Origin of the sequence: Streptomyces pseudovenezuelae, assembly GCF_029892565.1 — a bacterium.
Classification (GTDB): domain Bacteria; phylum Actinomycetota; class Actinomycetes; order Streptomycetales; family Streptomycetaceae; genus Streptomyces; species Streptomyces pseudovenezuelae_A.
In genome coordinates, this window is the sequence record NZ_JARXVH010000022.1 from 122543 (window position 1) to 146728 (window position 24186).

Consider the following 24186-nt stretch of genomic DNA (forward strand, 5'->3'; position numbering starts at 1 on the left):
CGTGGAGACAGGGGATCCGCCGTGTGACATGGGTGATTCCGGTGGCTTGAGAGATCGGCCACCTCGCTTTTCGGGCGGGCGGGTTGGCGGCCGCGTCGCAGCGGCCCGGACCCTCAGCCCTACACCCTCACGACTCAACGGCGCCGGCCATCAGTCGTATGCCGTCACGGATCCGGGCGGGCGACAGATGCGCGTACCCCAGGACCAGCCGCACGGCCCCGTCCTCGTCCCCGCCGTCGTGTTCGGCACGCGCGTGCGTGTAGTCGGTCAGCAGGCGCACCGCCACGCCGGCCGCCGTCACGCGCGCGTGGAAGTCCTCCGGGGGGCCGTACCGCTTCGGCAGGTCGACGATGACGTGCAGGCCGGCCGCGATGCCGGCCACCGCCGCGCCCGGGAAGTGCTGCGCCAGGGCGGCGACGAGCGCGTCGCGCCGTTCGCGGTACGCGCGTTGGCAGCGGCGCAGCTGACGGTCGTAGTCGCCGCGCTCCACGAAACGGGCGAACAGCGCCTGGTCGAGGGTGGGATGGCCGAGGTCCATGGTCCGCTTGCGCTCGACGACCTCGTCGGCCAGCGCCTCCGGGACCAGCAGCCAGCCCAGCCGCAGCCCCGGAGCGAGCGACTTGCTGACCGAGCCCGCGTAGGCCACCCGTTCCGGGTCGAGGCCCTGGAGGGCGCCCACGGGGGCACGGTCGTAGCGGAAGTCGCCGTCGTAGTCGTCCTCCATCACGAAGCCGTCCACCGACCGCGCCCAGTCGAGCAGTTCGGTACGGCGCCGCGCCGAGTACGCGATCCCGGTGGGGAACTGGTGCGACGGCGTCGTGACCACCGCTCGTACGTCCGCCTCGCGCAGCGCGTCCATGCGGAGACCTTCGTCGTCCAGGGGCACCGGCACGGTGGTGACGCCCGCCGAGGCGTAGAGGGCGTCGTGCTGGGGGCTGCCGGGATCCTCGACGCCGACTGTGCCCAACCCGCGCGCGTGGAGCGCGAAACCGAGCAGCGTCGTCGCCTGGGCCACCCCGGAGACGACCAGGATCCGCTCCGGGTCGGCGACCACGCCCCGGCGGCGCGCCAGCAGTTCCGCCAGCGCCGTCCGCAGCCGGGGCAGCCCGCGCGGGTCCGGATAGCCGAGGTCCTGGTGCGGCAGCTCCGCCAGCACACCGCGCTGCGCCGCGGCCCAGGCGGCGCGCGGGAACAGCGACAGGTCCGGGGTCCCGGGCACGAAGTCCGCCCGCGTGCCGGGGGAGCGCGGGGCGAGGTCACGCGCGCGTGAGGGAGCGGCCCGCACGGCACCGCCCACCCACGTCCCGGCACCCCGGCCGCTGCGCAGATAGCCCTCCGCCGTCAACTGCTCGTACGCCTCGGTGATCAGCCCCCGCGATACCCCGAGGTCGGCGGCGAGATCCCGGCTCGACGGCAGCCGGGTGCCCGTCGCGAGCCGACCCGAGCGCACCGCCTCACGCAGCGCCGCCTGCAGCGAACGCCCACGCGCGCGTGCCGGCGCCGAGGCGGCGGGAAGCAGCAACTCCCAGGCGCGGGAGGCGGAGTCCGGAGCGGGGGAGGGGGAGTCGGGAGCGGCGGGGCGGTGGTCGGGATCCGCTCCCCGATTGGTCTCCGATGACGTCATGGAAATGGACCTTAAACCGGACCGCCCCGCTCCCTAGCGTCGCTGCCATGAACGCCACCACCACGCGGGGATCCCTGCTCGCCGCGCTCGCCTGTGTCCTCGTCGGAGGGTCCTTCACCGCCAACAGCGTCCTGGGTGAATACCCGTACGCGGGCGGCCAGTTCCTGCGCTACGGGCTTGCCTGCGTGCTGCTCGCCCCGCTGGCCGGCGCGGGTGCCACAGCCCGGCTGCGGGCGCTCGTGCCGCGCCAGCGGGCCCGTCTCGCGCTGCTGACCGCCGTGGGCATGGTCGGCTTCAACCTCGCGGTCATCGCCGCCGAACGCACCGCGGAGCCGGCCGTGCCGGGCGTCTTCGTCGGCTGCGCGCCCGTGGTCGTTGCGGTCGTCGTCCCGCTCCTGGAGGGCCGCCGGCCCCGACGCGTCGTGCTGTACGGGGCGTTGCTCGTCGCGGTCGGCGCCTGCACCGTCCAGGGCTGGGGGCGCACCGACGGGACGGGACTGGCCTTCTCCGCCTGTGCGCTGGCCGGCGAGGTGGGCTTCGCCGTCCTCGCCGTGCCCGTCCTGCGGCCCCTGGGGCCCCGGCTGCTGTCCGCCACGGTGTGCGGAATCGCCGCGGTCGAGTCCGCGGTGGCCGGCCTGCTCCTCGACGGGACGGCGTGGCTGCGGCGCCCCGACGCCACCGAGGCCGCCGCGCTGCTGTGGCAGGCGGCGATCGTCACGGTGATCGGCTTCGTGTGCTGGTACATGGGCATGCAGCGGCTCGGCGCCGAGCGCGCCACGCTCTTCTCCGGCCTCATCCCGGTCGCCGCGGCCTGCACCGCCCCGCTCGTCGGAACGGGTTCCTACGGGGCCGCCCAGGCCGCGGGCAGTGCCCTGGTCGGTGCCGGAGTCGCTCTCGGATCAGGCGCGTTGGGATCCCGCACGCCGTGGGCGGGCCGGCGTCGGTCAGCGGCTGCCGTCGAGGAGGACGCGGGCGACCAGCGCCGGGTCGTCGTTCATCGGGCAGTGCCCGCAGCCGGGCAGCCGCACCAGGCGGGCCTTCGGAATGATCCGCTTGGCCCGCACGCCCTGGCGGCGCACGAGCAGCATGTCCCTGGTGCCCCAGGCCACGGTGACCGGAATCCCGGGGACGTCGTCGGTGAACAGGACGGAGCCGCCGGCCCGGAGGGTCGCGTCGAACCCGGTGGCCTGCGCCAGGGCGAGCGTCTCGGCGACCACGGCCTCGGGTGAACGGCGGCCGGGACGGGCGTAGATGGTGCTGGTCAGCATCGCGCGGCCGGCCGCAGAGCGGGACAGCCGCTCGACCAGGGGCAGCGGCAGCTGCCGGGAGATCCGGCGCATCGCGATCAGGACACCGAAGGCGTAACGCCGCTCGGCCTCCGACCAGAATCCGGCCGGGGACAGGGCGGTGACCGACCTCGCGAGCTTCTCCCGGCCGAGCTCCAGGGCGAGCAGTCCGCCGAGCGAGTTGCCCGCCACATGCGGCCGGTCGAGCTCCAGCGCCTCACAGAACGCGCCGAAGACGCCGGCCGTCGTGGCCAGGTCGTAGGCGAGCCCGTCCGGCAGCGCGGGGGACGCGCCGAACCCGGGCAGGTCCACCGCGATCACCTCGCGCTCGGTCGCCAGGATGTCCACCACCGGGTCCCAGACCTGCCGGTGGTGACCTATGCCGTGCAGCAGGAGCAACGGTTCGCCGCGGCCCACGCGCGCGTAGGACACGGTCACCGGCCGGGGGCCATGGGGAGAGGGGACCTCGAAGGAGACGGTCGCGGACATGGGGGTGCTCCTCGACTGGGACGCGATGACGGACGCGACGACGGACGCTGGGTAGACAGCTTGTCAGCAATTGCTACTGACGGGTAGCCCCCCAGTGTCCCCCGGTCTCGTCCTCCTCCGGTCCACACGGCTCAGTGCCCCCTGCGCACCTCCAGGTTGAACTCCGCGTGCCCCAGGTGCCGGAAGAGGTCGAGCCACAGTGGCAGTAGCATCTCCACGCTGCGCGCCGAGCGGATGCCACCCAGGTCGAGCACCCGGTGCGGGGGCCAGCCGAACTCCCCGAGCATGCTCGTCACCTGCGCCTTGGCGCCCGTGTCCTCCCCGCTCACGAAGACCTGGTGCTCGCCGGGCACCAGTGAGGGATCCACCATCACCTGAGAGTTGACGGTGTTGAGTGTCTTCACCACGCGCGCGTGGGGGAACGCCCGCTGGATCTGCTCGCCCAGGCTGTCCGACTCGACCGGCGACAGCCGCAGTTCGCCGTCCTCGAACCTCATCGGGTTCGCGACATCGACCAAGACCTTCCCGTCGAGCTGCGCCGCCCCGGCCGCCTCCAGCACGGCGAGCGCCACCTGACCGCCGACGGCGTTCACGACCACCTCGGCGGACGAGGCGGCCTCCGTGAACGTACCCGCGCGAGCACCCGCACCCGCACTTCGAGCCCACTCCAGGGCGGTGGGGTTGTCCTTCGTACGGGAGCCCAGCGTCACCTCGTGGCCCAGCTCCGCCAGCTTGCCGCCGAGCGTGCGGCCCACATCGCCCGTGCCCAGAATCGCGTACCGCATGGCCACCTCCGTGCGTCGCGGCCACCTGCCATCGGCGGCCCGCGGTCATTCTGCTCCTGGAACCGCGGGTTCCTCCTGGACATGGACGTACGGGTCGCGTGGGATGGTGCCGTGACGACCGACACCGAAACCGACGTCTTCGAAGCGCACCGCCCCGTCCTCCTGGGGGTCGCCTACCGCATGCTCGGGCGGGTGGCCGACGCCGAGGACATCGTCCAGGAGGCCTGGCTGCGCTGGTCCGGCGCCGACCGCGGCGAGGTGCGCGAACCGCGCGCCTATCTCGTGCGCGTCACCACCCGCCTCGCCATCGACCGCCTGCGCCAGGTCAAGGCGCGCAACGAGGCGTACGTAGGCCCCTGGCTGCCCGAGCCGTACGTCACCGACTTCGGCGACACCGTCCCGGACACCGCCGAGCGGGCCGTGCTCGCCGACTCCGTCTCGCTGGCCGTCCTCGTCGTCCTGGAGTCGCTCTCGCCCCTGGAACGGGCGGTGTTCGTCCTGAGGGAGGCCTTCGGATACCCGTACGCGGACATCGCCGTCATGCTCGACCGCGGCGAGCCGGCGGTGCGTCAGCTCGCCGCACGGGCCCGCAAGCACGTCGACGAACGACGACCGCGCTACGAGGTCGATCCGGGCCGGCGCCGCGACCTCACCGAGCGGTTCCTCGCCGCCGCGGCCGAGGGCGACCTGGAGGGGCTCCTGGAGCTGCTCGCGCCGGATGTGCGCCTGGTGGCCGACAGCGGCGGCAAGTCCCGTGCGCCGCTGCGGATCCTGGACACCGCCGACAAGGTCGGCCGCTTCCTCATCGGGGCGGCGCAGAAGGGCGTACCGGACCCGTCCTTCCGCTTCATCGAGCTCAACGGCGGCCCCGCCATCGTGGCCCTGTCGGCAGGCACCCCCGACAGCGTCTTCCAGTTGGACATCTACGAGGGCCGTATCCAGGCCGTCTACATCATGCGCAACCCCGACAAGCTCGTGTCCCTGGCGGGCGAGTAGCCCGCGGCGCCCGAGCGCGCCTCCATCGGATGAAGTGAAGCCCCCGTTTTACGACGGGGGCTTTGCCGGGATGTCACGAATGCGGCTCGGCGCGAACGCCCCGTGAACGCTGGGCTGCACGGGGCCTATGGGTTGCATACGGGATCGAGGATTGGTCTTGACCAAGGGTTTGGGCCGCCCTATGGTCGCAGATAAGTGCAACAACCTTTAATAAACAAGGGCGCTAAAACGCCGCCGGACCACGGCGATCGCGGAGGACAGGGTGGGGACCACGCAGCTGGAATCGGTACCGGAACCGAAGTACTGGCATCTCAGGACAGTGTTGAGCGAAGCACTGGACTCCGAATTCGCCGTGGGCGAGATCCTGCCCAACGAGCGCGACCTCGCCGCTCGTTTCGGCGTCGCCCGCGCCACGCTCCGCCAGGCGCTGGAGCAGCTCGAACTGGAAGGCAGGCTGCACCGCCGCCGCGGTGTCGGCACGACCGTCGCGCCCCCGCGCGTGGGCGTGGCCGTCGGCACCGAGCAGCACGCCTGGCCGGGCGCCGCGGGGGACGTCTGGCAGCCCGTCGACTGCACGGTCACGTCGCCGCCCGCGGCCGTCGTCGCCGCACTGGAGGCCGGTCAGGACGAGCCGGTGCACATCGTGCGCCGCTCCCGTGTCTCGAAGGGCCAGCCCGTCGCGGCGGAGCTGCTCTACATCCCGGAGTCGTCGGTCCCCGACCTCTCCGCCATAGACGCACCGTCCGGCCCCGCACGCGCGCGTGCCGTCCTGCGCGAGCTGCAGCGGCTGGAGCTGGAGGGCCAGGACAGCTCCGTGGAGCTCGGCTCCGCGCGCGCGGACGACGCCAAGGAACTGGACCGCCTCCCGGGCGCGCCCGTCCTCGTCGTCACCACCCGCTTCCTCGCCGCCGGCCGCACGGCCGCGCTGTCCGTCGCCACCTACCGGGCGGACACCTGCCGGCTGACCTTCGGTGACTCCGGGGGCGTGGAGATCCACGAGGGTCCGGAGCGCCAGGCGTCCTGACCCCGCACAGCACCAAACGCCCCGCGCCCCGGAACTCCTCCGGGGCGCGGGGCGTTTCACGCACACGTCATGGCCGGGGTCAGCGCCGCCCCGTCACCGTGCCCTCCACCGCGAACAGTTCCTCCTCCACGTGGTCGAGGGCCAGCCGCAGCGCCCCCGTCGCCACCGCGGCCTCGCCGAGGAGGGACAGGGCCACTCTCGGCGGACGCAGGCAGAAGCGGGCCAACTCCCGGCGCAGCGGCTCCAGTACGCCGTCCAGACCGGCCGCCCAGCCGCCGATGACGACGAGTTCGGGGTCGAGGGCCAGGACGAGCGCGGCCACGTCGTGGACGAGGCGCTGGATGAAGCGGTCGACGGCGGCGATCGCGCGCTGGTCGCCCTCGCGGGCCTTCGCGAAGACCTTGGCGACGGCCTGCTCGTCCAGGGGGTGCAGCGGCTCGTCCGTGGTGGACAGGAGCGTCTCCGGGGTCACCTCGCTGCCCAGCAGATGCAGCGCGCCGATCTCACCGGCCGCCCCGCCGTACCCGCGGTGCAACTTGCCGCCGATCAGCGAACCGGCGCCCGGACTCAGCCCCGCCAGCACGAACACCACGTCGTCGGACTCGGTGGCGGTGCCCTTCCAATGCTCGGCGACGGCCGCCGCGTTGGCGTCGTTCTCGACCAGGACCGGGCACTTGAAGGAGCGGCTCAGCCGCTCGCCCAGCCGCAGCCCCGTCCACTCGGGCAGCGCGGTCCCCAGCCGTACGATGCCGTCCGCCTCGACGATCCCGGGCGTGGCCACACCCACCGCGCGCAGGGAGCTGCGCGGCACACCGGCCCGGCGCAGCAGCTCGGCGACCGCGGTGCGCAGCCGGTCCAGACGCTCGTCGGCCGATGCCGTCTCGTCGACGTCCTTGGCCTGCGCGCCCAGCACCCGCCCGTCCAGGTCGGACAGAAGCGCCGCGACGCGGTGCGGCCCGATCTCCAGGCCCAGCAGATGCCCCGCCTCGGCCCGGAACCTGAACCGCCGCGCGGGCCGCCCCTGCCGCCGCGTGGCGCTCTCGTCGGCCGCCTTCTCGACCACGAGGCCGGCCTCGATGAGCCCCTCGACCACACCCTCGACCGTCGGCCTGGACAGCCCGGTCACCCGCGTGATCTCCGTCAGCGTCGCGCAGTCCGTGGCACGCAGCGCGTGCAGCACCACCGCGGAATTGATCCTTCGCAGCAGCGAGGGATCCCCGCCGGTCAGCTGCCCCAACGTCCGTCCTTCCAGCTCGTGCGCGTGTTGGGGCGGATCGTACTCGGCGTGGCGGACCCCGGCGAGTGCCGGGCCCGATCGACCTGTCGAACAATCCGTTCCCATCCTGTTCGCCCCGCCGATCAGCCGGGCGCCACGAACCCTGATTCGTACGCCGTGATCACGGCCTGCGTCCGGTCCCGGGCCCCCAGCTTCGCCAGTACGGCGCTCACATGCGACTTCACCGTCTCCGTCCCGACGACCAGCCGGGCGGCGATCTCCGCGTTCGTCATCCCCCGCGCCAGCAGCCGCAGCACCGCCGCCTCACGCTCCGTCAGCCGGGCTCGCTCCAGCACGTCCCGGGCCGCCCGGTTGCCGCCGCCGTCGTCCCCGTACTCGGCGGCCAACCGCCGTACCGACGCCGGGAACAGCAGCGACTCGCCCTCGGCGACCAGCCGTACGGCATGCACGATCTCAGCCGGCCGCGCCCGCTTGAGCAGGAACCCGTCGGCTCCGGCCCGCAGTGCCTCGTACACGTACTCGTCGTTCTCGAACGTCGTCACGACGAGGATCTTCGGCGGGTCGGCGACCGTCCGCAGCACCGCGCGCGTGGCCTCGATCCCGTCCATCAGCGGCATTCGTACGTCCATGGCGACCACGTCGGGCCGCAGCTGCCGCACCAGCGGGATCACCGCCGCCCCGTCCGCCGCCTCCCCGACCACCTCGATGTCGGACTGCGCCTCCAGCACGGCCCGCAGCCCCGCGCGTACGAGCGGCTCGTCGTCTACGAGGAGAACGGTGACCGGCATCCGGCCAGCGTAGATCACCGCAGGGGAAGCCTGACTTGCACCTGCCAGTCACCTTGGTCGGGGCCGGTGTGCGCATCGCCGCCGAGCAGGGCCGCACGCTCGCGTATGCCGCGCAGACCGCTGCCCCGGCCGGGCCCGGGTATCTCGGCCGTCAGCGGATTGCGGACCTCCAGGTCCAGGGCGTCGGACGCCACCTCGATCCGGATCCGGACGGGCACCGCGCCCGCGTGCCGCAGCACATTGGTCAGCGATTCCTGGAGGATCCGGTAGCCCTCGCGGGAGATCGGGCCCGGCACGGTGTCCAGCGGTCCGGTCAGCTCGGCGTCGACCTTCGCGCCGGAGGCGCGGGCGGACTCCAGCAGCCGGTCGGCGTCCGTCAGCGTCGGACGGCTGCTGACCGGCCGCTCGGACTCGCGCAGGATGCCGAGGACGCGCTCCAGGTCCTCCAGCGCCGCCCGGCCGGTCTCCTCGATGGCGTCCAGGGCACGGTCGGTGAAGGCGGGGTCGCCGGCCGCGCGCGCTGCGCCCGCCTGCACCACGGCCACGGTCAGGGCGTGGCCGATGGAGTCGTGCAGTTCGCGGGCGATGCGGGTGCGCTCCAGGAGCTGCTCCGTGCGCTCCTCCATGGCGGCCAGCCGCTCGGCGGGCGAGGGGCCGAGCAGACGGCGGGCGAGGGCGGTGGCGAGGTCGCCCGAGCCGACCACCGTGCCCGCGAGCGCGGCCAGTGCCAGGGGCGCGAGCAGGATGTGCCACCAGTGGTGACCGTCGAGGACGAGCAGCACACCGTCCTCGACGTCCCGCCCGAACGCCGACGAGGCCAGGTCCACGGCGGCGAGCAACAGATGGACGCTCAGCAGCGAGACCACGAAGCCGAGCAGCAGCCGCGCCTGCAGCCATACGACGAGCCGCCAACGGTCGCCCCAGGAGGCGGACGGCGCCACGACGATGTCGGTGCTCGCGCTGTCGTGCCGGTGACCGGTCAGCAACAGCCTTGCCTGCAGCCCCTCCACGGTGCGCATCGCCGGCACCAGCCCGACGGGGACGAGCACCGCGGCCGCCACCGCCCAGGTCCACCAGGCCTCCTCGATGAACAGCCACATGGACGGCCACACGATGGCGACGAGCAGATGCAGCCACCGTGTGTATGTCACCGCCCGGCCGAACGGGCGCAGCAAACGGACCATTTGGTCATCGTGCCAGCCGCCTCTGACAACGAGCTTCCCCCGCACGGGGGAGACGCTCTCCACGCGCGGGGGAGGTCCCGCCCCCACGTCACCGGCCAGGCTGCTGCCATGACCAGCATCGACGTCCACGAACTCACCAAGGAGTACGGCACCCGACGCGCCGTCGACCACCTCACCTTCCGCGTCCACCCCGGTCGCGTCACCGGCTTCCTCGGCCCCAACGGCGCCGGAAAGTCCACCACCATGCGGCTGTTGCTCGGCCTCGCCCGTCCCACCGCAGGCTCGGCCACCCTCGGCGGCCGCCCCTACGCCACCCTGCGCGAACCGCTGCGCCACGTCGGCGCCCTGCTCGACGCGGAGGCCGCACACGGCTCACGGACCGGCCGGGACCATCTGCGCGCACTGGCGACGAGCAACCGCATCCCGTCGCGCCGGGTGGACGAGGTGCTCGCGGAGACGGGGATCGACTCGGTCGCGCGGCACCGCGTGAAGACGTACTCCCTGGGCATGCGCCAGCGGTTGGGCATCGCGGCCGCCCTGCTCGGCGACCCCGAAGTGGTCGTGCTGGACGAGCCCTCCAACGGCCTCGACCCGGAAGGCATCGTCTGGATCCGCGGCCTGCTGCGCCGGCTGGCCGGGGAGGGCCGCACCGTCCTGGTCTCCAGCCACCTCATGAACGAGACCGCGTCCTATGCCGACCACCTCGTGGTCCTCGGGCGCGGACGCCTCCTGGTCGACACCCCGATGCGGGAGTTCATCGACGCACGCGTGCGGCCCGTCGTACGGATCCGCACGACGGATGCCCCGGCACTCAGGAAGCTCCTCGCCCAGCACGGTCACGACGGGGTGGAGCACGAGGACGGGCACTGGACCGTCGAGCACGCACGCGTGGACGACATCGGACGCCTGGTGTCCACCGCGGGGGTGCCGATCCTCGAACTGGCCACCCAAGAGGGCACGTTGGAGCAGGCCTACCTCGATCTCACCGGCACCGAAGCAGAGTTCACCGCACAGCCCCAGGAGGCCTGACCATGCCGTTCACCGCCGTGCTCCACTCGGAGTGGAGCAAGATCCGCACGCTGCGGTCGCTCCTGTGCGCCCTGGGCGCGGTCCTTCTCGCCACCGTCGCGTTCACCGCGCTCGGCGGCAGCGACAGCGACAGTTCCGACTTCGACCCGCTGTACTCGGTCTTCCTCGGGGTCGTCTTCGGGCAGATCGCCGCCATCGCCTTCGGCGCGACCGCCATGTCGGCGGAGTTCCGGGGCGCCGCCCTGCGCGGCTCGCTCGCCGCGGTGCCGCTGCGCGGGCGGTGGTTCGCGGCCAAGACGGCGGCGATCGCCACGCCGGTACTGGTCGTCGGGCTGGCGGCCGGAGCTGCGAGCCTGGTCGTCGGCAAGTCAGTACTCGGAGCGAAGGCGGACACGCTCACGCCGGTCGAGCAGTGGCGCGGGGTCGTCGGCTGCGCCGTCTATCTGACGCTGATGGCACTGCTCGCGGCCGGACTCACCGCCGTACTGCGCAGCGGCGCCGCCACGCTCGGCATCCTCATCCCGTTCCTGCTCATCGTCTCCTTCGTCGTCGGAGACGTGTCCGGCTCCGCGGCGGACGTCCTGCCGGACAAGGCGGGCCAGGTAGTGTTCCACGAGAGCTGGGACGGCGCGCTGGGCCCCTGGACGGGCCTCGCGGTGACGGCGCTGTGGACGCTCACCGCCCTGTGCGCGGGCGCGTGGAGCGTGCGACGCCGGGACGCCTGACGCCCGGCGGATCCGTCCCACCTCGCTATCGGGCCACCTTGCGGTCGGGAGCCGCTAGGAGCCCTCCGCCGCCACCCGCAACCGCCCGAACTCCTCCGCCATCGTCGCCGCCGTCCAATGCGCGTTCAGCCCGCTCGGATTCGGCAGCACCCACACCCGCGTCTCCCCGAACGTCCGCTCCTGCGGCCCCACTTGGGCCTTGCGGTCGTCGAAGGCGGCGCGGTACGCGGTGACGCCCAGGACGGCCAGCCAGCGCGGGCGCAGCAGGGTGATCCGCTCCGCCAGCAGGCGCCCGCCCTCGCGGTACTCCTCCGCGCTCAGCTCGTCGGCGCGGGCCGACGCTCGCGCCACGACGTTCGTGATGCCGAGCCCGTACGACAGCAACTCCCCTTGTTCCGCGGGCTTCATGAGCCTCGGGGTGAAGCCGGACAGGTGGAGGACCGGCCAGAAGCGGTTGCCGGGGCGGGCGAAGTGGTGGCCCGTCGCGGCCGTCATGAGGCCGGGGTTGATGCCGCAGAACAGGACGCGGAGGCCGGCCGCGGCCACGTCGGGGACGAGGCGGTCGCGGGCGGCCTCCAACTCCTGCTGGGTGAAGCGGGTCAGAGGATCGCCCCCGGCGTGTAACCCGCGGCCTCGGGGTGCTGCTTCACGAGTTCCTCGACACGGCCCACGACGGTCGCGACCTGGGCGGCGGCGGCACCGGTGAAGGACAGCTTGTCGGCCATCAGGGCGTCCAACTGGGCGCGGTCGAGCGGGATCCGCTCGTCGGCGGCCAGCTTGTCGAGCAGTTCGTTGCGCTCGGCGCCCTGCTCGCGCATGGCGAGCGCGGATGCCACCGCGTTCTCCTTGATGGCCTCGTGCGCGACCTCACGGCCGACGCCGGCCCGCACCGAGGCCATCAGCACCTTGGTGGTGGCGAGGAACGGCAGGTAGCGGTCCAGCTCGCGGGCCACGACGGCCGGGAAGGCACCGAACTCGTCAAGGACCGTCAGGAACGTCTCCAGCAGGCCGTCCAGCGCGAAGAACGCGTCGGGCAGGGCCACCCGGCGCACCACCGAGCAGGACACGTCGCCCTCGTTCCACTGGTCGCCCGCCAGCTCGCCGGTCATCGAGGCGTAGCCGCGCAGGATCACCATCAGGCCGTTGACACGCTCGCAGGACCGCGTGTTCATCTTGTGCGGCATCGCGGAGGAACCGACCTGGCCGGGCTTGAAGCCCTCCGTCACCAGCTCGTGCCCCGCCATCAGACGGATCGTCTTGGCCAGTGAGGACGGCGCCGCCGCGAGCTGCACCAGCGAGGTCACCACCTCGTAGTCCAGCGACCGCGGATACACCTGGCCGACCGAGGTGAACGCCTGCGAGAAGCCCAGGTGCCCGGCGATCCGGTCCTCCAGCTCGGCCAGCTTCGCGGCGTCCCCGCCCAGCAGGTCCAGCATGTCCTGGGCGGTGCCGACCGGGCCCTTGATGCCGCGCAGCGGGTAACGGCCGAGCAGCTCCTCCACGCGCGCGTGCGCCACCAGCAGCTCGTCGGCCGCCGTCGCGAAACGCTTGCCCAGGGTCGTGGCCTGCGCGGCCACGTTGTGCGAGCGGCCGGCCATGACCAGCTCGCCGTACTCGCCCGCAAGCTTGCCCAGACGCGCCAGCACCGCCACCGTGCGGTTCCGCACCAGCTCCAGCGAGAGCCGGATCTGCAGCTGCTCCACGTTCTCCGTGAGGTCGCGCGAGGTCATGCCCTTGTGCACCTGCTCGTGCCCGGCGAGGTCGTTGAACTCCTCGATCCGCGCCTTCACGTCGTGCCGCGTGACCTTCTCGCGCTCCGCGATGGACGCCAGGTCGACGGTGTCCAGGACCCGCTCGTAGTCGGCGATCGCCGTGTCCGGCACCTTGATCCCGAGGTCCTTCTGCGCCCGCAGCACGGCGAGCCAGAGCTGCCGCTCCAACTTCACCTTCTGCTCGGGCGACCAGAGCGTGGCGAGCTCGGCGGAGGCGTAGCGTCCGGCGAGGACGTTCGGGATGCGGGGCTTGGCGGGAGCGGAAGTCACGTGGACGGAGTTTACCCGGCGCCCAGAGGGGCGCCGGACCGCCCGTACAGTCCGGAGAGCGCAGGTCGGGTGCACTCCGACCTGCGCTCGCCGGTGGGTCTCACAGCGCAGCACACGGCCTTGGCCCCGCAGGCCCGCCGCTCCCGGGGGAGTGAAGCGGCGGGCTCCCTTCGCGGGGAAGACAGACCGTACGCCCCAACCTCGCGAATCGAAAGATGTCGGCGCTATTGATCTGAAACCACCCTTACAGGCATGGGGGCCGATGAGCCGATCGACGTCTGCCGAGGGAGGCCCGTCACTCCTCCATGTCGGCCAACTCCGCCAACACGTCCCCATGACACAGCTCGGGCGCGCACCAGCAGGCCAGCGTCCTGCCGCGCAACTCCGCCACCAGGTCCAGCAGTTCGGGCCGCTCCAGCAGATACGCCCGGTACATCGCCATGACCTCCGCCCGCGTCCCGTCCCGCTTCTTGGCCGGGGTGTCGTAGGCGAAGGGGTTGTAGAGGGGGTGGCGGGGGAGGTCCCAGCCGCCCATCGTCCAGCGGCGGCCTACGTAGACGACGTCCTCGGGGGCGAACTCGAGACGGGGGCCGAAGTCGTGGATCCGCCCCCTGACGTTGATCACCCGCGTGACCATGGTGGTCAGGGCGCCGAGTCCTTGTAGACGTCCTCGGAGTCCTTGTAGGGCAGCAGTTCGGGGCGCTTGGCGACGAGGCCGTCGCCGGAGGCACGGGCGGCAAGGGCTCGGTCACCCGCCACCGGCCGCTGAGCGTCCTGGACCACATGTGTTCGCACACCTCGCGACCGCCGACCCGCAGTACCGGCGGAACGACGGCGAGAACGAGACCGCGTACCGCCGCCGAGATCGCCGCCTGGGCTCGCGGGCACTGGACCGTGCAAAATACTGTCCACTGGTACCGGGACGTCACCTTCAAGGAGGACAAATCCCAGGTCAGAACCCACAACACCCCCGCCGTCCTGGCCGACCTGCGCAACCTCGTCCGAGGTGCCCTCAAACTGGCCGGCCACGCCAACATCGCCGCCGCCCGACGCTCCCACACCGACCGCGACCGCGTCCTCGCGCTCTACGGCATCACATGATCACCACGAACCGGACAACCGGGATACGCGCCGGGGCCCTGGTCCGTGGGTGAACTCGTTGATGGTGCTTTCGGCTCCGGGGTGGCGGCCCGGCAGTGGTCCGCTGACGGTGCCGCCCGGGTTGCTCGCACGCGCGATCTTCACGGTCAGGGACGGGACCCGGCGATCAGCGCTTGGCGCGAGCCACGGCCGCGGCGCTCTCCGTTCCGGTGTGGTGGCCCCAGCGGGGCTCATTGCCCTGCGGCTTGTCGCCCAGGATCGTGACTCGTTGGCCCACGCGGCGCTCGGTGTAGTCGTTGACCGCGAAGTGCTGAGTGGCCCGGTTGTCCCAGAGGGCGATCGCGCCGGGCACCCATCGGTAGCGGCACGTCCGTTCGGGGCGTTCGGAGAGAGTGAACAGATGGTTGAGCAGCATGTCGCTCTCGTCCTTGCCGAGTTGGGGGATGCGGGTGGTGAACATGCGGTTCACGTAGAGCGAGCGCCGGCCGGTGCCCGGGTGCTCGCGCACCACGGGGTGCTCGGCCTCGCTGCGGAAGGAACCGTTGGGGTGAGCGAAAAGGTGCAGTGCGGTCAGCCCGTCCAGCAGGTCGCGGAGCGGCACCGAGATCGCCTCGTAGGCCAGGTACTGGTTGCTCCACATCGTGTCGCCGCCGCTGGGCGGGCACCGCACGATCTGGAGGATCGAGGCGATGGGCGGGCTCGGGCTGAAGGTGACGTCGGTGTGCCATACGTCGGCTTTCGCGCCCTGGTCGGAGTCGAGTACCACGATCTCCGGGTGCTCGTCCAGCTTGGGCAGGAAGGGGTGGATCTCCAGATCCCCGAAGCGGCTCCCGAATGCCTTGTGTGCCTGCGGACTCAGGCCGGCCGCCTCGGGGAAGAACAGCACCAGGTATTGCAGCAGGAGTGCGTGCAGTCGTTCAAAATCTTCGTCGGTGAGTTCTTCGAAATCGACGCCTCGGACCTCGGCGCCGAGTGCCCCTGAGACCGGGCTTACGTCGAACGCGATGCCATGACTGATGGTAGCCATTACTCGTGGACCTTCCTTTTTCTGATGCCCGAGAATATTTTTTAGGGCGCGTTTGAATTCCGATTGGGCAATTGCGAATCAATTGCCTTTTCGGTGTCGATTGATATATTCTTTCAATCGCGCTCGCGTTTTCCGGAATATTCTTCATCCGGTGGCGAGCGCCCGTCACAGCCGACGTCGACAGGGAGTGAACACGTATGGAATCTCAGTCTGCCGAGCCCACTGCCGCCACCGCTGCCACGGCTGCTGCCGAGCTGACCCGGCTCATAGACCTGGCAACCCCGTTCGCCGTGCGCACCGCGGTGACCCTGCGCCTGCCGGAACTGGTCGCCAAGGGCACCACCGGACTCGACGGGCTCGCCGAGGCGTCCGGGGCGCACCAGGAGTCGTTGGGCCGCCTGATGCGTCACCTCGTCGGTGTCGGGCTGTTCGCCGAGACCACCCCCGGGACGTACGGGCTGACCGGACTGTCCCGGCAACTGCTCAGCGAGGACAGCACCTGGTACCGGGGCTGGCTGAACCTGGAGAGCCCCGGCACGAGGATGGACTTGGCCTTCACCGGGATGCTGCATTCCATACGTACCGGTGAGTCCGCCTACGGCACGGTGCACGGCACGCCGTTCTGGCAGGAATACGAGCAGGATTCGGACCTGCGTGGCTTCTTCTGCGGTGTGATGGCGGCCTTCGCCTGGCAGACCGGGCCGGTGCTGGCAACCGAGTTCGACTGGTCCGGGGTGCGCACCGTGATCGACGTCGGCGGCGGGATCGGCGCGCTGCTCGCGGAAGTCGTACGGGTCAACGCTCACCTGCAGGGCGAGGTCCTGGACCTGCCGCCGGTCGCCCCCGAGGCCGAGGAAGCGCTGGGCCGGGCCGGGGTGGCCGACCGGGCGCAGTTCGTGCCCGGCAGCTTTTTCGACCCGCTGCCGGCGGGCCGCGATGTGTACGTAGTCTCGCGGGTGCTGACCGACTGGAACGACGAGAACGCAAAGCTGATCCTGCGACGTTGCGCCGAGGCCGCCGGGGCGGACGGCCGTGTCCTGATCGTGGAGGTGCTCGCCGGGGATGACCATGCCAAGCGCAATGCCTCCTTCGACCTGCAGTCCCTGGTTCTGCTCGGCGGCCAGGAGCGCACCGTGCAGGACTTCGAGGTACTGGCCGGGGCGGCCGGGCTGAGGGTGGCCCGTTCGCGAAGCTGGCCCGGCGGTCTGGTGGTCGTCGAGTGCGCCGCGGCCCGGTGAAGCGGGACAGGATCCAGTAGGACGGGAGCCGGCCGGGATGGGGGTCGGCGGGGCGGCCCTCACGCCCAAGCCGGCAACTGCCGGGCGCGAGGGTCGGGGAGGAGCCCGACCTGGTGCAGGCGGTCCAGCAGCGAGAGCTCGTGGATGCCCAGGCCGGCCATGTTGTGCATGACGGTGTAGCGCAGCCGGGAGTTCGCTCCGGTGTGCCGCATGGCGCGTCGGCCGAGTGTACGGCCCGCCCACGACAGGTCGGTGATCATCCGCGCCGCGTTGTGGCTGGTCCGGCCGGTGTGGGCGAGGTTGGGCAGGCGCTCGGACTCGTAGGCCCGTAGCGCGGTGTCCACCCCGGACGGGGTGAGGTCACCGGAGAGCGCGCCGATCACCCCGGCCAGGCAGTGCGCGTCGCAGACCGAGCTGTTCATACCCTGGGCCGCCATCGGGTGCACGGTATGCCCGGACTCTCCCACCAACGCCAAGCCGGGTGCGGCGAGGCGGGGCGCGAGGAAGCGAGAGACGGGCAGCGCTTGGCGGCTGTCCAGGGCAGCCGGCAACGCGTCGCCGAGGGGCGCCAGCCCTGGTACTTCGGAGAGCAGCCGATCCGTCCAGCGCAGCAGCCCGTTCTTGTCGAGGCCGCGCAGCTCGTCCGGTGCGGTCTGTACGTAGAGGCGTACCCTGCCGCCGGGCAACGGGTAGCGCAGCCGCAGGCCGCGACCGCTGACGTAGGCGGAGAAGTCGGGCTCGGTCGGAGGGGCGTCGTGGATGTCGAAGGCGACGAGTCGATGGGGGTACTCCTGCCGGTGGACCTCGATCCCGGCCTCGCGCCGCAGCCGGGAGGAGATCCCGTCGGCCGCGACGATCAGCGCGGCGTGGACGTCGTGGTCCGGGCCGCCCTCGCTGAGCGTTACGCCGCAGATCCGCCCCGTGCCGTCGCGCAGCGGGCCGCGTACGAGCACGCCCCGTCGGAAGTCGACGGTGGGGGCAAGACCGTCGGCCAGCGCGGCCAGGATCGCCGGGTAGTCGTGGGCGAGCAGCCAGTTGGCCTCGCCCGGCAGCCGGTCGTACTCCAGGGACATCTGCGGACGCCCCTCGGGATCGCGGGCGACCAGGTGGGACAGCCGTAACGCGCCACGCTCCTGGAGGCGTCGGGTGACGCCCCATTCGCTGAGGATCTTCAACGCTCCGGGCTGCAGGACCTCACCCTTGGCGGCTGTGGTGGGCTCGGCCTGCTTGTCCACCAACAGGACGCGCAGGCCCAGCGAGCCCAGCGCGTGAGCTGCCGCGAGGCCGCCCACGCCTGCCCCGCACACGACAACGTCAGTACGCATGCGTGTGTTGTCCTTCCTCGACGGCGCTGCGGTAGCGGGCGAGAGCGCGCAGTGCGAGACCGCCTGCGAGACCACCGTTGGGGTAGCGGCAGACGTGGCGGACGTACTCGTTCACCCTTGCCTCGGGCCAGGAACCGTCCGCGCGCCGGACGGCCAGCAGCCACTGGACACCTCGGTCGACGGCCGGATCGGCGGCGGGCACCGCAGAGGAGAGCAGTGCGTCGACGGCCCACGCGGTCTCCTCGACGGTCCCGGGCGTGGTGCCGTCCCCGGTACTCCAGGAGCCGTCCGCGAGCTGGGTGTCCATCAGCCACTGCCGAGCCTTGGCGACGGTGGGGTGCCCGCCTTGCGCCGCCTTGACGAGCGTCCGCACTACGGCGGAGGTGCCGGCGGTGTGCATGCGGTACCAGACGGACTCGAAGGTTCCGTCGGGCCGTTGCGCGGTGTGCAGCCACTTGACCGCTCGCAGGACACGGGGATCGTCCGGGAGAGCTCCGGCGTCCAGCAGAGCGTCGACGGACTGCGCGGTCATGTGCGGGCAGGGGCCGCTGTTGGCGACCTTGGTGTTGCGTACGCACAGGCCCCAGGAGCCGCGGGTGTCCTGTTGGGTGGTCAGCCAGGCGATCCCGCGCTGGATACTGGAGCCGGCGTGTCCGTCCTCGTCGGGCAGGGCGGTCAGCGCGGAGACGATCTCGGCGGTCTCCATCGAGGCGGGCCATCCGCGCGACCCGGACCAGCCCCAGAACCCGGCCGGGCATCCAAAGGCTGTGAAGGGCTGGTCCTGCTGATCCCGCAGGAACAGCTGCCGGGTCGACCGGAGGCGTTCGTCGGCTGCGTACCCGGCTTCCAGCAGCCCGCCGGTCGCGTACATCGACCAGGTCAGGTCCAGGGTGCCGCTGTTCCACGAGCCGTCGGGGTTGGCCATGTCGCGGAACCACTTCACGGCCCCGGCGACCATGTCGGGGGCCAGGTCGGCCCGTGCCAGGCCCGCGCAGATCAGCCCGGTCACCCAGGCGTCCTCGCACCAGCCGCCGGTGCTGCCCTCGTGTTCGTACACCTGGCGGATGACGGACAGCGCGTTGGGTGCCCCGGCGGCGGCGAGCAGCCGCAGTACCGGATTGGTGCGGCGGTACCGGGTCTGGGCCAGGGCCAGGGCGGCGACCATCGGGCTGCGCAGGTCGAACAGCCGCCGGAACAGCCCGGGTAACAGCGCCAGTTCGAGAGGGAAGCGCCGCATGTCCTGCGGGTCCAGCCATCCCGCATAGCCGTAGAACTGCCGGCACCAGGCGGTCACCTCCGGGTGCGGGATCGCTTCCAGCCCGCCGTGGGCCGCCATCCACTCACGGCCCGAGCGCACCGCCGCCTCGGTGCCCGAGGGGGCGACCAGGTACAGGGTCGCGGCTGCCACTGCCGTAGGACCGGCTTCGGATTCGCCGCCTGGCACCATGCTCCACCCGCCGTCGGGCAGTTGTGTCCGGCTCAGCCAGTCCACGCCGAGCGCGATCAGGTCGGCCGAGGCTTCCGGGTCTGCGAAGTGCAGGGCGGAGACGGCGCCGACGGTGCTGAGCGTCGAGGTGAGGGTTCCCGCGCCGTAGTCGAAGACCCCGTCGGTGCGCTGGACGGAGAACATGGCCTCCGCGCCGGAGGCGATGGCCGAGGTGACGTGACTGATGTCGATCTTCAGCGAGGTCATGGCTGGTATGCCTTTCTCTGCGTTCCAGGCGTTCCTGGCTTTACGGGGGAGGGCGGCGGGAGTTCGTGCCGGGAACGCATCGCTCGCTGGGTGACGACGCTGAACATCAGTACCGGTGCCAGCAGCCCGAGTACGGTCCGGGCCCCCGTTCCGGCGGCGATGACGGCGGCGGCCAGTACCAGGCGTTCGACGACCAGGACCTTGTGCGCCCGCAATGCCACCGCCTGCGTCTCCGTCGGAGCCGCCACCCCCGTCACAGACCGGGTCACCGACCGCGTCCGCCGGAGTAACGGAACGAAAGCCGCCACGCCGGTGCCCGCCGCCACGACGAGCAGGACGGTATAGCCGGACCGGTGCGCCATCGGCATGAGCACGGCGCTGACCGTGCCAACCGCGATCGCGCCTGCGTACAGCGCCAGTGCAAACCGCGCGGCCACGTCCACCCCGTGGCGGACCGGCACCGACAAGTAACCGCAGACGCGGTCGCCGTCCACGTCGCGGATGGTGCCGACGAGGTTCGAGGAGGTGTCGTGCAGCAGGAACATCAGCGCGGGCACGAACACCCGCCACGGCGGATCGGGTTGCGCGAGCATCGCGCCGACCACGAATGCCAAGGCGGTGAGCGCCCCGCGTACGAGGTTGCCGGAGATGCCGCGTCCCTTGCAGATCCTGCTGTATACGACGATTCCGGTCATCGCGAGGGCGAACAGCAGCAACGTCCGCCAGTTCGCCGCCGCGAGGATCAGTGCCGAGCCCGCCGCGCAGATGACACCGCCTGCCAGCGCGGCCTCGGGTAGCAGCCGGCCGGAGGGGATCGGGCGCTGTGGTTTCGCGATCGCGTCGAGGTGCCGGTCGAAGTAGTCGCCGAGGTAGTGGCCGGCCAGCCAGCCCAGCCCCGGCGCCCCGGCGGCCAGCGCGAGCGTACCCGGCCGGTCCGCACCGCCCGCCGTGCACGCACCCGCCACGCCGACGAGGGCGGGGTGGGCAAGGGTGTACGGGCGCCAGGTCTGCACATGCGCCTGGACGCTGCGCCGCCACCATCCGTCCGTGCCCCGTGTGGCGTGTCCGGTCCCGTTTCCGGCCACGGCTACCGGTCCCGGTTGATCGACAACTCGGCTACGGCCGCGAGCAGGCCGACGCCTTCGGAACTGGGCAAACCCGCCAGCTGCTCCCTGGCCAGAGCGGCTTCGGTCTCGGCCCGCGCGCGCGCCCGGTGCAGTGCCCCGGTGGACTCCAGTAACTCGCGCAACCGCTCGTAGGCCTCCGCCGCCGGTATCCGGCCGCTGAGGGCCTCGGTGAACCGTTCGCGGTCCCCTCTCCCGGCGCTCTCGTAGCCCAACAGCACGGGGAAGGTGGGCCGTAGGTTGCCGGCGTCGCTGGTGTTCGGCTTGCCAGTGGTCCCGGGTTCCCACAGGTAGGGCAGCAGGTCGTCGTACATCTGGAAGGCCAGGCCGAGGTGTTCGGCGAACCGGGTGACCGCCTCGGTATGGTCCGGGCCGGCCCCGCCCAGGATCGCCCCGGCGCGGCACACTCCCCGGAACAGCGCGCCGGTCTTGAGCGAGATCACCGTCTCGTAGTCGGCGATGGGGGACGAGGGGTCGCTCGTCAGCTCGGCTTCCTTCGTCTGGCCCCGGCACACATCCGCCCCGGCCTCGGCCAGGACGCGGACCGCTTCCAGTACGGCCGCCGCGGGAACCCCGCGCTCGACGCACTCGGCCAGTGAGGTGAACATCGTCAGGATCAGGAAGTCACCGGTGACGATCGCGTCGGCCATCCCGTAGTGGGCGTGCACCGAGCGCTGGCCCCGGCGGAGCTCGTCGTCATCGATCACGTCGTCGTGGATCAGCGTGGCCACATGCAGGTACTCCACCGCCATCGCCGCCGGAAGGACGCCGTCGTAGCTGCCGCCGACCGCGTCGGCCGACGCGACCAGCAGCAGCGGGCGCAGGGTCTTGCCCGGCGCCAGCAGGGCGTAACGGCTGATCTCGCGCACCCGGTCGGGGGTGCTCGGCCAACGTTTCAGCAGTTCACGGCGGAGCGATTCGGCAATGGGTGAGGAACTGAGTTCGTGAAGGAGGGTGCCGGCCGGGGCGCTGGTGGGGTTGGCGGCGGGAGCATCGGCAGTTCGGGCGTTCATTGCTGCCATCCGGCTACTGCCGCTCACTCGGATGAGCCGCACCGGGCGGCGCGCCACCGGCGAAACGTCTGGCCAGTTCGATCACCGCGTCATTGGCCTCCGGGGTCCCCACGGTCACTCGTACACCCGCCCCCGCGATCTCACGGACCGAGACGCCGTTGTCGGCGCAGAACTCCACGAACCGGCCGTTGTCCTCGCCCAGCGGCAGCCAGTGAAAGTTGGCCTCACTGCCCGGTACCCGGTAGCCCAGTTCCGTCAGCGCCCGGTGCACCCGGTCCCGTTCGCGGCCGACCTCGGCGCACTGCCGCCGCATATGGGTCTCGGCCTTGAGCGCCGCGAGCGCAGCGGCCTGCGCCGGGGTGCTGACCCGCAGGAACGGCGAGGTTGGCGCGAGCGCGGAGATGACGGCCGGGTCGGCGACAAGGTAGCCGACGCGCATCCCGAGCAGGCCGTAGGACTTGGAGAAGGTCCGCACCGCGCAGACGCGCGGGTCGCCCTGGTGGAGGTCGATGGCGTTGGCGATCGAGTCCGGGTCTGCGAAGTCGAGATACGCCTCGTCAACGAGTACGAGTACATCGCTGGGCAGCCGGTCGAGGAACTCCTTCAACTCGGCCTCGCCCAGCACGGTCCCGGTGGGATTGTTGGGGTTGCACAAAACGACGACCCGGGTCTGCGGAGTGACGGCGGCGGCCATGGCGTCCAGGTCGTGCGAGAATTCTTTGAGGGGCACCGGGACCGGGATGCCGCCCGCGTTACGAATGAGCAGCGGATACATGTCGAAGGACGGCCAGGCGTGCACGACCTCGGCGCCGTTGCCGGCGTAGGCATTGAGGAGTTGCAACAACAGAGCACCCGAACCAGGGCTGACGAACACATGTCGGACTGGTACATCCAGATGCTCAGCGAGAGCCGTGGACAACCCGGTCGACAGTGCGTCCAAGGTGAGGTTGATGTCCTTCAGCGAGTCCCTGATGGCCTCTTGTACACCTGGAAGATGTAACGAGAAATTTTCATTCAGGGCGAGTTGATGACGTATCGGTGTCATGGCGACGCTCCATTCTGCGATTGTGCGCCAAGGCACCCCGCCTGCAGGTGGGTTCGCTGGTGCAGTCGGGACGCTAATTCACTGTCCTCGACGCCGGATCCATTGGTCAATAGCGCCCTACCGCGCGCACAGCAGGTTGAACTGCGGCTTGCGTACCGGAATGAGAATGCCCTTTACGCTGATTAGCCAGATTTCCTGCGGTTTCATTGATGCGAACCCAAGGAATATTTACTGGATACGATATTCCGTTGCGGTTTACAGTGTTCTACACCATATTTAGTAGCCTTGGTGTCCGCGTTTGGCGGTCTGTCGCCCGTTTCGCGTGGTCCTGGAAAGGCGCTGCGGCCACCAGGACATGGCGCCGCCCCGGACGTGAGCACGCGCGGCCGGGGCGGGTGGTCTGCGGAAGGAGGGGAGATGCGAGGGGGCGGGCGTGAAAGGGGTGGTGAGCGGGTCGGCCGGAGGGGCGGCGCCACCACGGAGGTCCCGGGTGTGCGGGTCTGGCCTCCGTTGCGGGACCCGACGGAAACCACTCCCGGTAACTGAGCGTTTTCAGCGTTGCCGCTCCAGGGTGAGGACGGCGGCGGCGATTGACGTCATTCGATTCGGGCTGCACCGGGATCTGCGGAAGATGCGCCATGACTTCAGTCGTGCGATGCCGCGCTCGACCGGTGCCCGTGCCGCAGACAGCGCACGGTTGACGGTCTGTTGGGTGGGGGTGAGGTCACGGCCAGGCGGGCGTCTGAGGGCTGTCGTGACCCATGGGCCGGCGCCCATATAGGCACGGTCGGCGAGGACCGGGATGCCCTGGCGCTCACAGATCCGGATGATCCGGTGGGTGCGGGCCGCGGTGAGGTCGTGCGCGCGGCCGGGCAGCGCGGGCGAGATCCACAGCAGCCGCCCGACCGGGTCGGTCACCACCTGCACGTTCACCCCGTGGCGTCGGTGCTTGTGGGAGAAGTCGGCCCGGCTGTCGCCGACCCGGTCGCACTCCGCGAGCGTGCCGTCGAGCAGGACGTAGTCCGGGTCGGCCTCGCGCAGGGCGCGCAGCAGGCCGGGGGCGCGGTCGGCGAGCAGGTCGATGATGGCTGCCGTGTAGGCGTGGGCGGTGCCGACGGAAATGCCGAAGCCGGCCGCGAGTTGGGCAAGGGTGTCGTGCTGGCGCAGGTACACCAGGCCGACGAGGGCACGTTGGTGTGGCGGGAGCTTGCAGCGGCGGTCACCCTCGCGGGTGACGATGAGCATCGTGGCCCACTCGACCAGGGCATGGGGCAGGTCGAGTGCGGCAGAATACGGAACCAACGCGGCTCCTGTGCCAATGCCGCGAAGTTAAGGCTTTCCTCCGCAGATCAACTTGCTTTCCGGTAGAGGTTTTGTCACGCCGGGCAGGAGGGTGTAGGCCCCTCTGCGG

22 protein-coding genes and 2 pseudogenes are annotated in these 24186 nt (G+C 71.3%); 7 read left to right on the forward strand and 17 right to left on the reverse strand.

Annotated features, from left to right (window positions below; all coding sequences use genetic code 11):
- Positions 1–127: 127 nt before the first annotated feature.
- Entirely contained in the window at positions 128–1624 is a 1497-nt protein-coding gene (locus tag M2283_RS43595; RefSeq protein WP_280882142.1) for a PLP-dependent aminotransferase family protein, read from the reverse strand.
- A 47-nt stretch (positions 1625–1671) separates the two neighbouring features.
- On the opposite strand from M2283_RS43595, the pseudogene M2283_RS43600 reads away from it, so the two are divergent.
- Positions 1672–2460: pseudogene (locus M2283_RS43600) on the forward strand (DMT family transporter); the annotation flags it as partial.
- 108 nt (positions 2461–2568) lie between these two features.
- Here the strand turns inward: M2283_RS43600 and M2283_RS43605 are convergent.
- Positions 2569–3399 carry an alpha/beta fold hydrolase gene (locus M2283_RS43605; protein WP_280882143.1) on the reverse strand — a complete coding sequence of 277 codons (831 nt, stop codon included), beginning with the start codon at positions 3397–3399 and terminating at the stop codon, positions 2569–2571.
- A 131-nt stretch (positions 3400–3530) separates the two neighbouring features.
- Positions 3531–4184 carry an NADPH-dependent F420 reductase gene (locus M2283_RS43610; RefSeq protein WP_280882144.1) on the reverse strand — a complete coding sequence of 218 codons (654 nt, stop codon included), beginning with the start codon at positions 4182–4184 and terminating at the stop codon, positions 3531–3533.
- A gap of 111 nt (positions 4185–4295) precedes the next feature.
- Here M2283_RS43610 and M2283_RS43615 point away from each other — a divergent pair, with 111 nt between their 5' ends.
- Both M2283_RS43615 and M2283_RS43620 read left to right on the forward strand, forming a co-directional pair.
- Positions 4296–5180: an RNA polymerase sigma-70 factor gene (locus M2283_RS43615; protein ID WP_280882145.1), complete on the forward strand. Its 885-nt coding sequence runs from the start codon at positions 4296–4298 to the stop codon at positions 5178–5180.
- A 262-nt stretch (positions 5181–5442) separates the two neighbouring features.
- Positions 5443–6204 carry a GntR family transcriptional regulator gene (locus tag M2283_RS43620; RefSeq protein WP_280882146.1) on the forward strand — a complete coding sequence of 254 codons (762 nt, stop codon included), beginning with the start codon at positions 5443–5445 and terminating at the stop codon, positions 6202–6204.
- 79 nt (positions 6205–6283) lie between these two features.
- Here M2283_RS43620 and M2283_RS43625 read toward each other — a convergent pair whose 3' ends face one another.
- From M2283_RS43625 to M2283_RS43635, 3 genes are all read right to left on the reverse strand, one after another.
- Positions 6284–7441: an ROK family transcriptional regulator gene (locus M2283_RS43625; protein ID WP_280882147.1), complete on the reverse strand. Its 1158-nt coding sequence runs from the start codon at positions 7439–7441 to the stop codon at positions 6284–6286.
- Positions 7442–7563: 122 nt separating this feature from the next.
- The gene (locus M2283_RS43630; protein ID WP_280882148.1) at positions 7564–8229 is read right to left on the reverse strand and encodes a response regulator transcription factor; all 666 of its coding nucleotides are present in this window, start codon (positions 8227–8229) and stop codon (positions 7564–7566) included.
- A gap of 14 nt (positions 8230–8243) precedes the next feature.
- The gene (locus M2283_RS43635; protein ID WP_280882149.1) at positions 8244–9413 is read right to left on the reverse strand and encodes a sensor histidine kinase; all 1170 of its coding nucleotides are present in this window, start codon (positions 9411–9413) and stop codon (positions 8244–8246) included.
- A gap of 108 nt (positions 9414–9521) precedes the next feature.
- Between M2283_RS43635 and M2283_RS43640 the strand changes: the two genes are divergently transcribed.
- Together M2283_RS43640 and M2283_RS43645 are read left to right on the forward strand one after the other, a co-directional pair.
- Positions 9522–10442 (forward strand): ABC transporter ATP-binding protein, encoded by a 921-nt coding sequence (locus tag M2283_RS43640; protein WP_280882150.1) that lies wholly within the window; start codon positions 9522–9524, stop codon positions 10440–10442.
- Positions 10443–10444: 2 nt separating this feature from the next.
- Positions 10445–11167, forward strand: a complete 723-nt coding sequence (locus tag M2283_RS43645) for an ABC transporter permease (protein ID WP_280882151.1) — start codon at positions 10445–10447, stop codon at positions 11165–11167.
- Positions 11168–11221: 54 nt separating this feature from the next.
- Here M2283_RS43645 and mug read toward each other — a convergent pair whose 3' ends face one another.
- The 4 genes from mug to M2283_RS43665 form a co-directional block, all read right to left on the reverse strand.
- The gene (gene mug / locus M2283_RS43650; protein ID WP_280882166.1) at positions 11222–11770 is read right to left on the reverse strand and encodes a G/U mismatch-specific DNA glycosylase; all 549 of its coding nucleotides are present in this window, start codon (positions 11768–11770) and stop codon (positions 11222–11224) included.
- On the reverse strand, positions 11767–13209 hold the full coding sequence (gene purB / locus M2283_RS43655; RefSeq protein WP_280882152.1) for an adenylosuccinate lyase: 1443 nt from the start codon (positions 13207–13209) through the stop codon (positions 11767–11769). Before purB ends, mug begins: the two co-directional genes overlap by 4 nt.
- A gap of 295 nt (positions 13210–13504) precedes the next feature.
- The gene (locus M2283_RS43660) at positions 13505–13846 is read right to left on the reverse strand and encodes a DUF4326 domain-containing protein (protein ID WP_280882153.1); all 342 of its coding nucleotides are present in this window, start codon (positions 13844–13846) and stop codon (positions 13505–13507) included.
- A 5-nt stretch (positions 13847–13851) separates the two neighbouring features.
- Positions 13852–13992 carry a hypothetical protein gene (locus M2283_RS43665; RefSeq protein ID WP_280882154.1) on the reverse strand — a complete coding sequence of 47 codons (141 nt, stop codon included), beginning with the start codon at positions 13990–13992 and terminating at the stop codon, positions 13852–13854.
- Positions 13993–14061: 69 nt separating this feature from the next.
- Between M2283_RS43665 and M2283_RS43670 the strand changes: the two are divergent.
- A pseudogene (locus M2283_RS43670) lies at positions 14062–14310 on the forward strand (ISAs1 family transposase); the annotation flags it as partial.
- 166 nt (positions 14311–14476) lie between these two features.
- On the opposite strand, the gene M2283_RS43675 reads toward M2283_RS43670, so the two are convergent.
- The gene (locus M2283_RS43675) at positions 14477–15337 is read right to left on the reverse strand and encodes a TauD/TfdA dioxygenase family protein (protein ID WP_266869005.1); all 861 of its coding nucleotides are present in this window, start codon (positions 15335–15337) and stop codon (positions 14477–14479) included.
- Between the two features lie 197 nt (positions 15338–15534).
- Between M2283_RS43675 and M2283_RS43680 the strand changes: the two genes are divergently transcribed.
- The gene (locus M2283_RS43680; RefSeq protein ID WP_280882155.1) at positions 15535–16575 is read left to right on the forward strand and encodes a methyltransferase; all 1041 of its coding nucleotides are present in this window, start codon (positions 15535–15537) and stop codon (positions 16573–16575) included.
- Between the two features lie 59 nt (positions 16576–16634).
- Here M2283_RS43680 and M2283_RS43685 read toward each other — a convergent pair whose 3' ends face one another.
- From M2283_RS43685 to M2283_RS43710, 6 genes are all read right to left on the reverse strand, one after another.
- The gene (locus M2283_RS43685; RefSeq protein ID WP_280882156.1) at positions 16635–17900 is read right to left on the reverse strand and encodes an FAD-dependent oxidoreductase; all 1266 of its coding nucleotides are present in this window, start codon (positions 17898–17900) and stop codon (positions 16635–16637) included.
- Entirely contained in the window at positions 17890–19593 is a 1704-nt protein-coding gene (locus M2283_RS43690) for a prenyltransferase/squalene oxidase repeat-containing protein (protein ID WP_280882157.1), read from the reverse strand. Before M2283_RS43690 ends, M2283_RS43685 begins: the two co-directional genes overlap by 11 nt.
- Positions 19590–20678 (reverse strand): UbiA family prenyltransferase, encoded by a 1089-nt coding sequence (locus tag M2283_RS43695; RefSeq protein ID WP_280882158.1) that lies wholly within the window; start codon positions 20676–20678, stop codon positions 19590–19592. The genes M2283_RS43690 and M2283_RS43695 overlap by 4 nt, the downstream gene beginning before the upstream one ends.
- Positions 20679–20680: 2 nt before the next feature.
- On the reverse strand, positions 20681–21730 hold the full coding sequence (locus M2283_RS43700; RefSeq protein ID WP_280882159.1) for a polyprenyl synthetase family protein: 1050 nt from the start codon (positions 21728–21730) through the stop codon (positions 20681–20683).
- Positions 21731–21743: 13 nt separating this feature from the next.
- Positions 21744–22775, reverse strand: coding sequence for an aminotransferase class I/II-fold pyridoxal phosphate-dependent enzyme (locus M2283_RS43705; RefSeq protein WP_280882160.1), 1032 nt, complete (start codon positions 22773–22775; stop codon positions 21744–21746).
- A 552-nt stretch (positions 22776–23327) separates the two neighbouring features.
- On the reverse strand, positions 23328–24077 hold the full coding sequence (locus M2283_RS43710) for a transposase (RefSeq protein ID WP_280882161.1): 750 nt from the start codon (positions 24075–24077) through the stop codon (positions 23328–23330).
- Positions 24078–24186 lie beyond the last annotated feature (109 nt).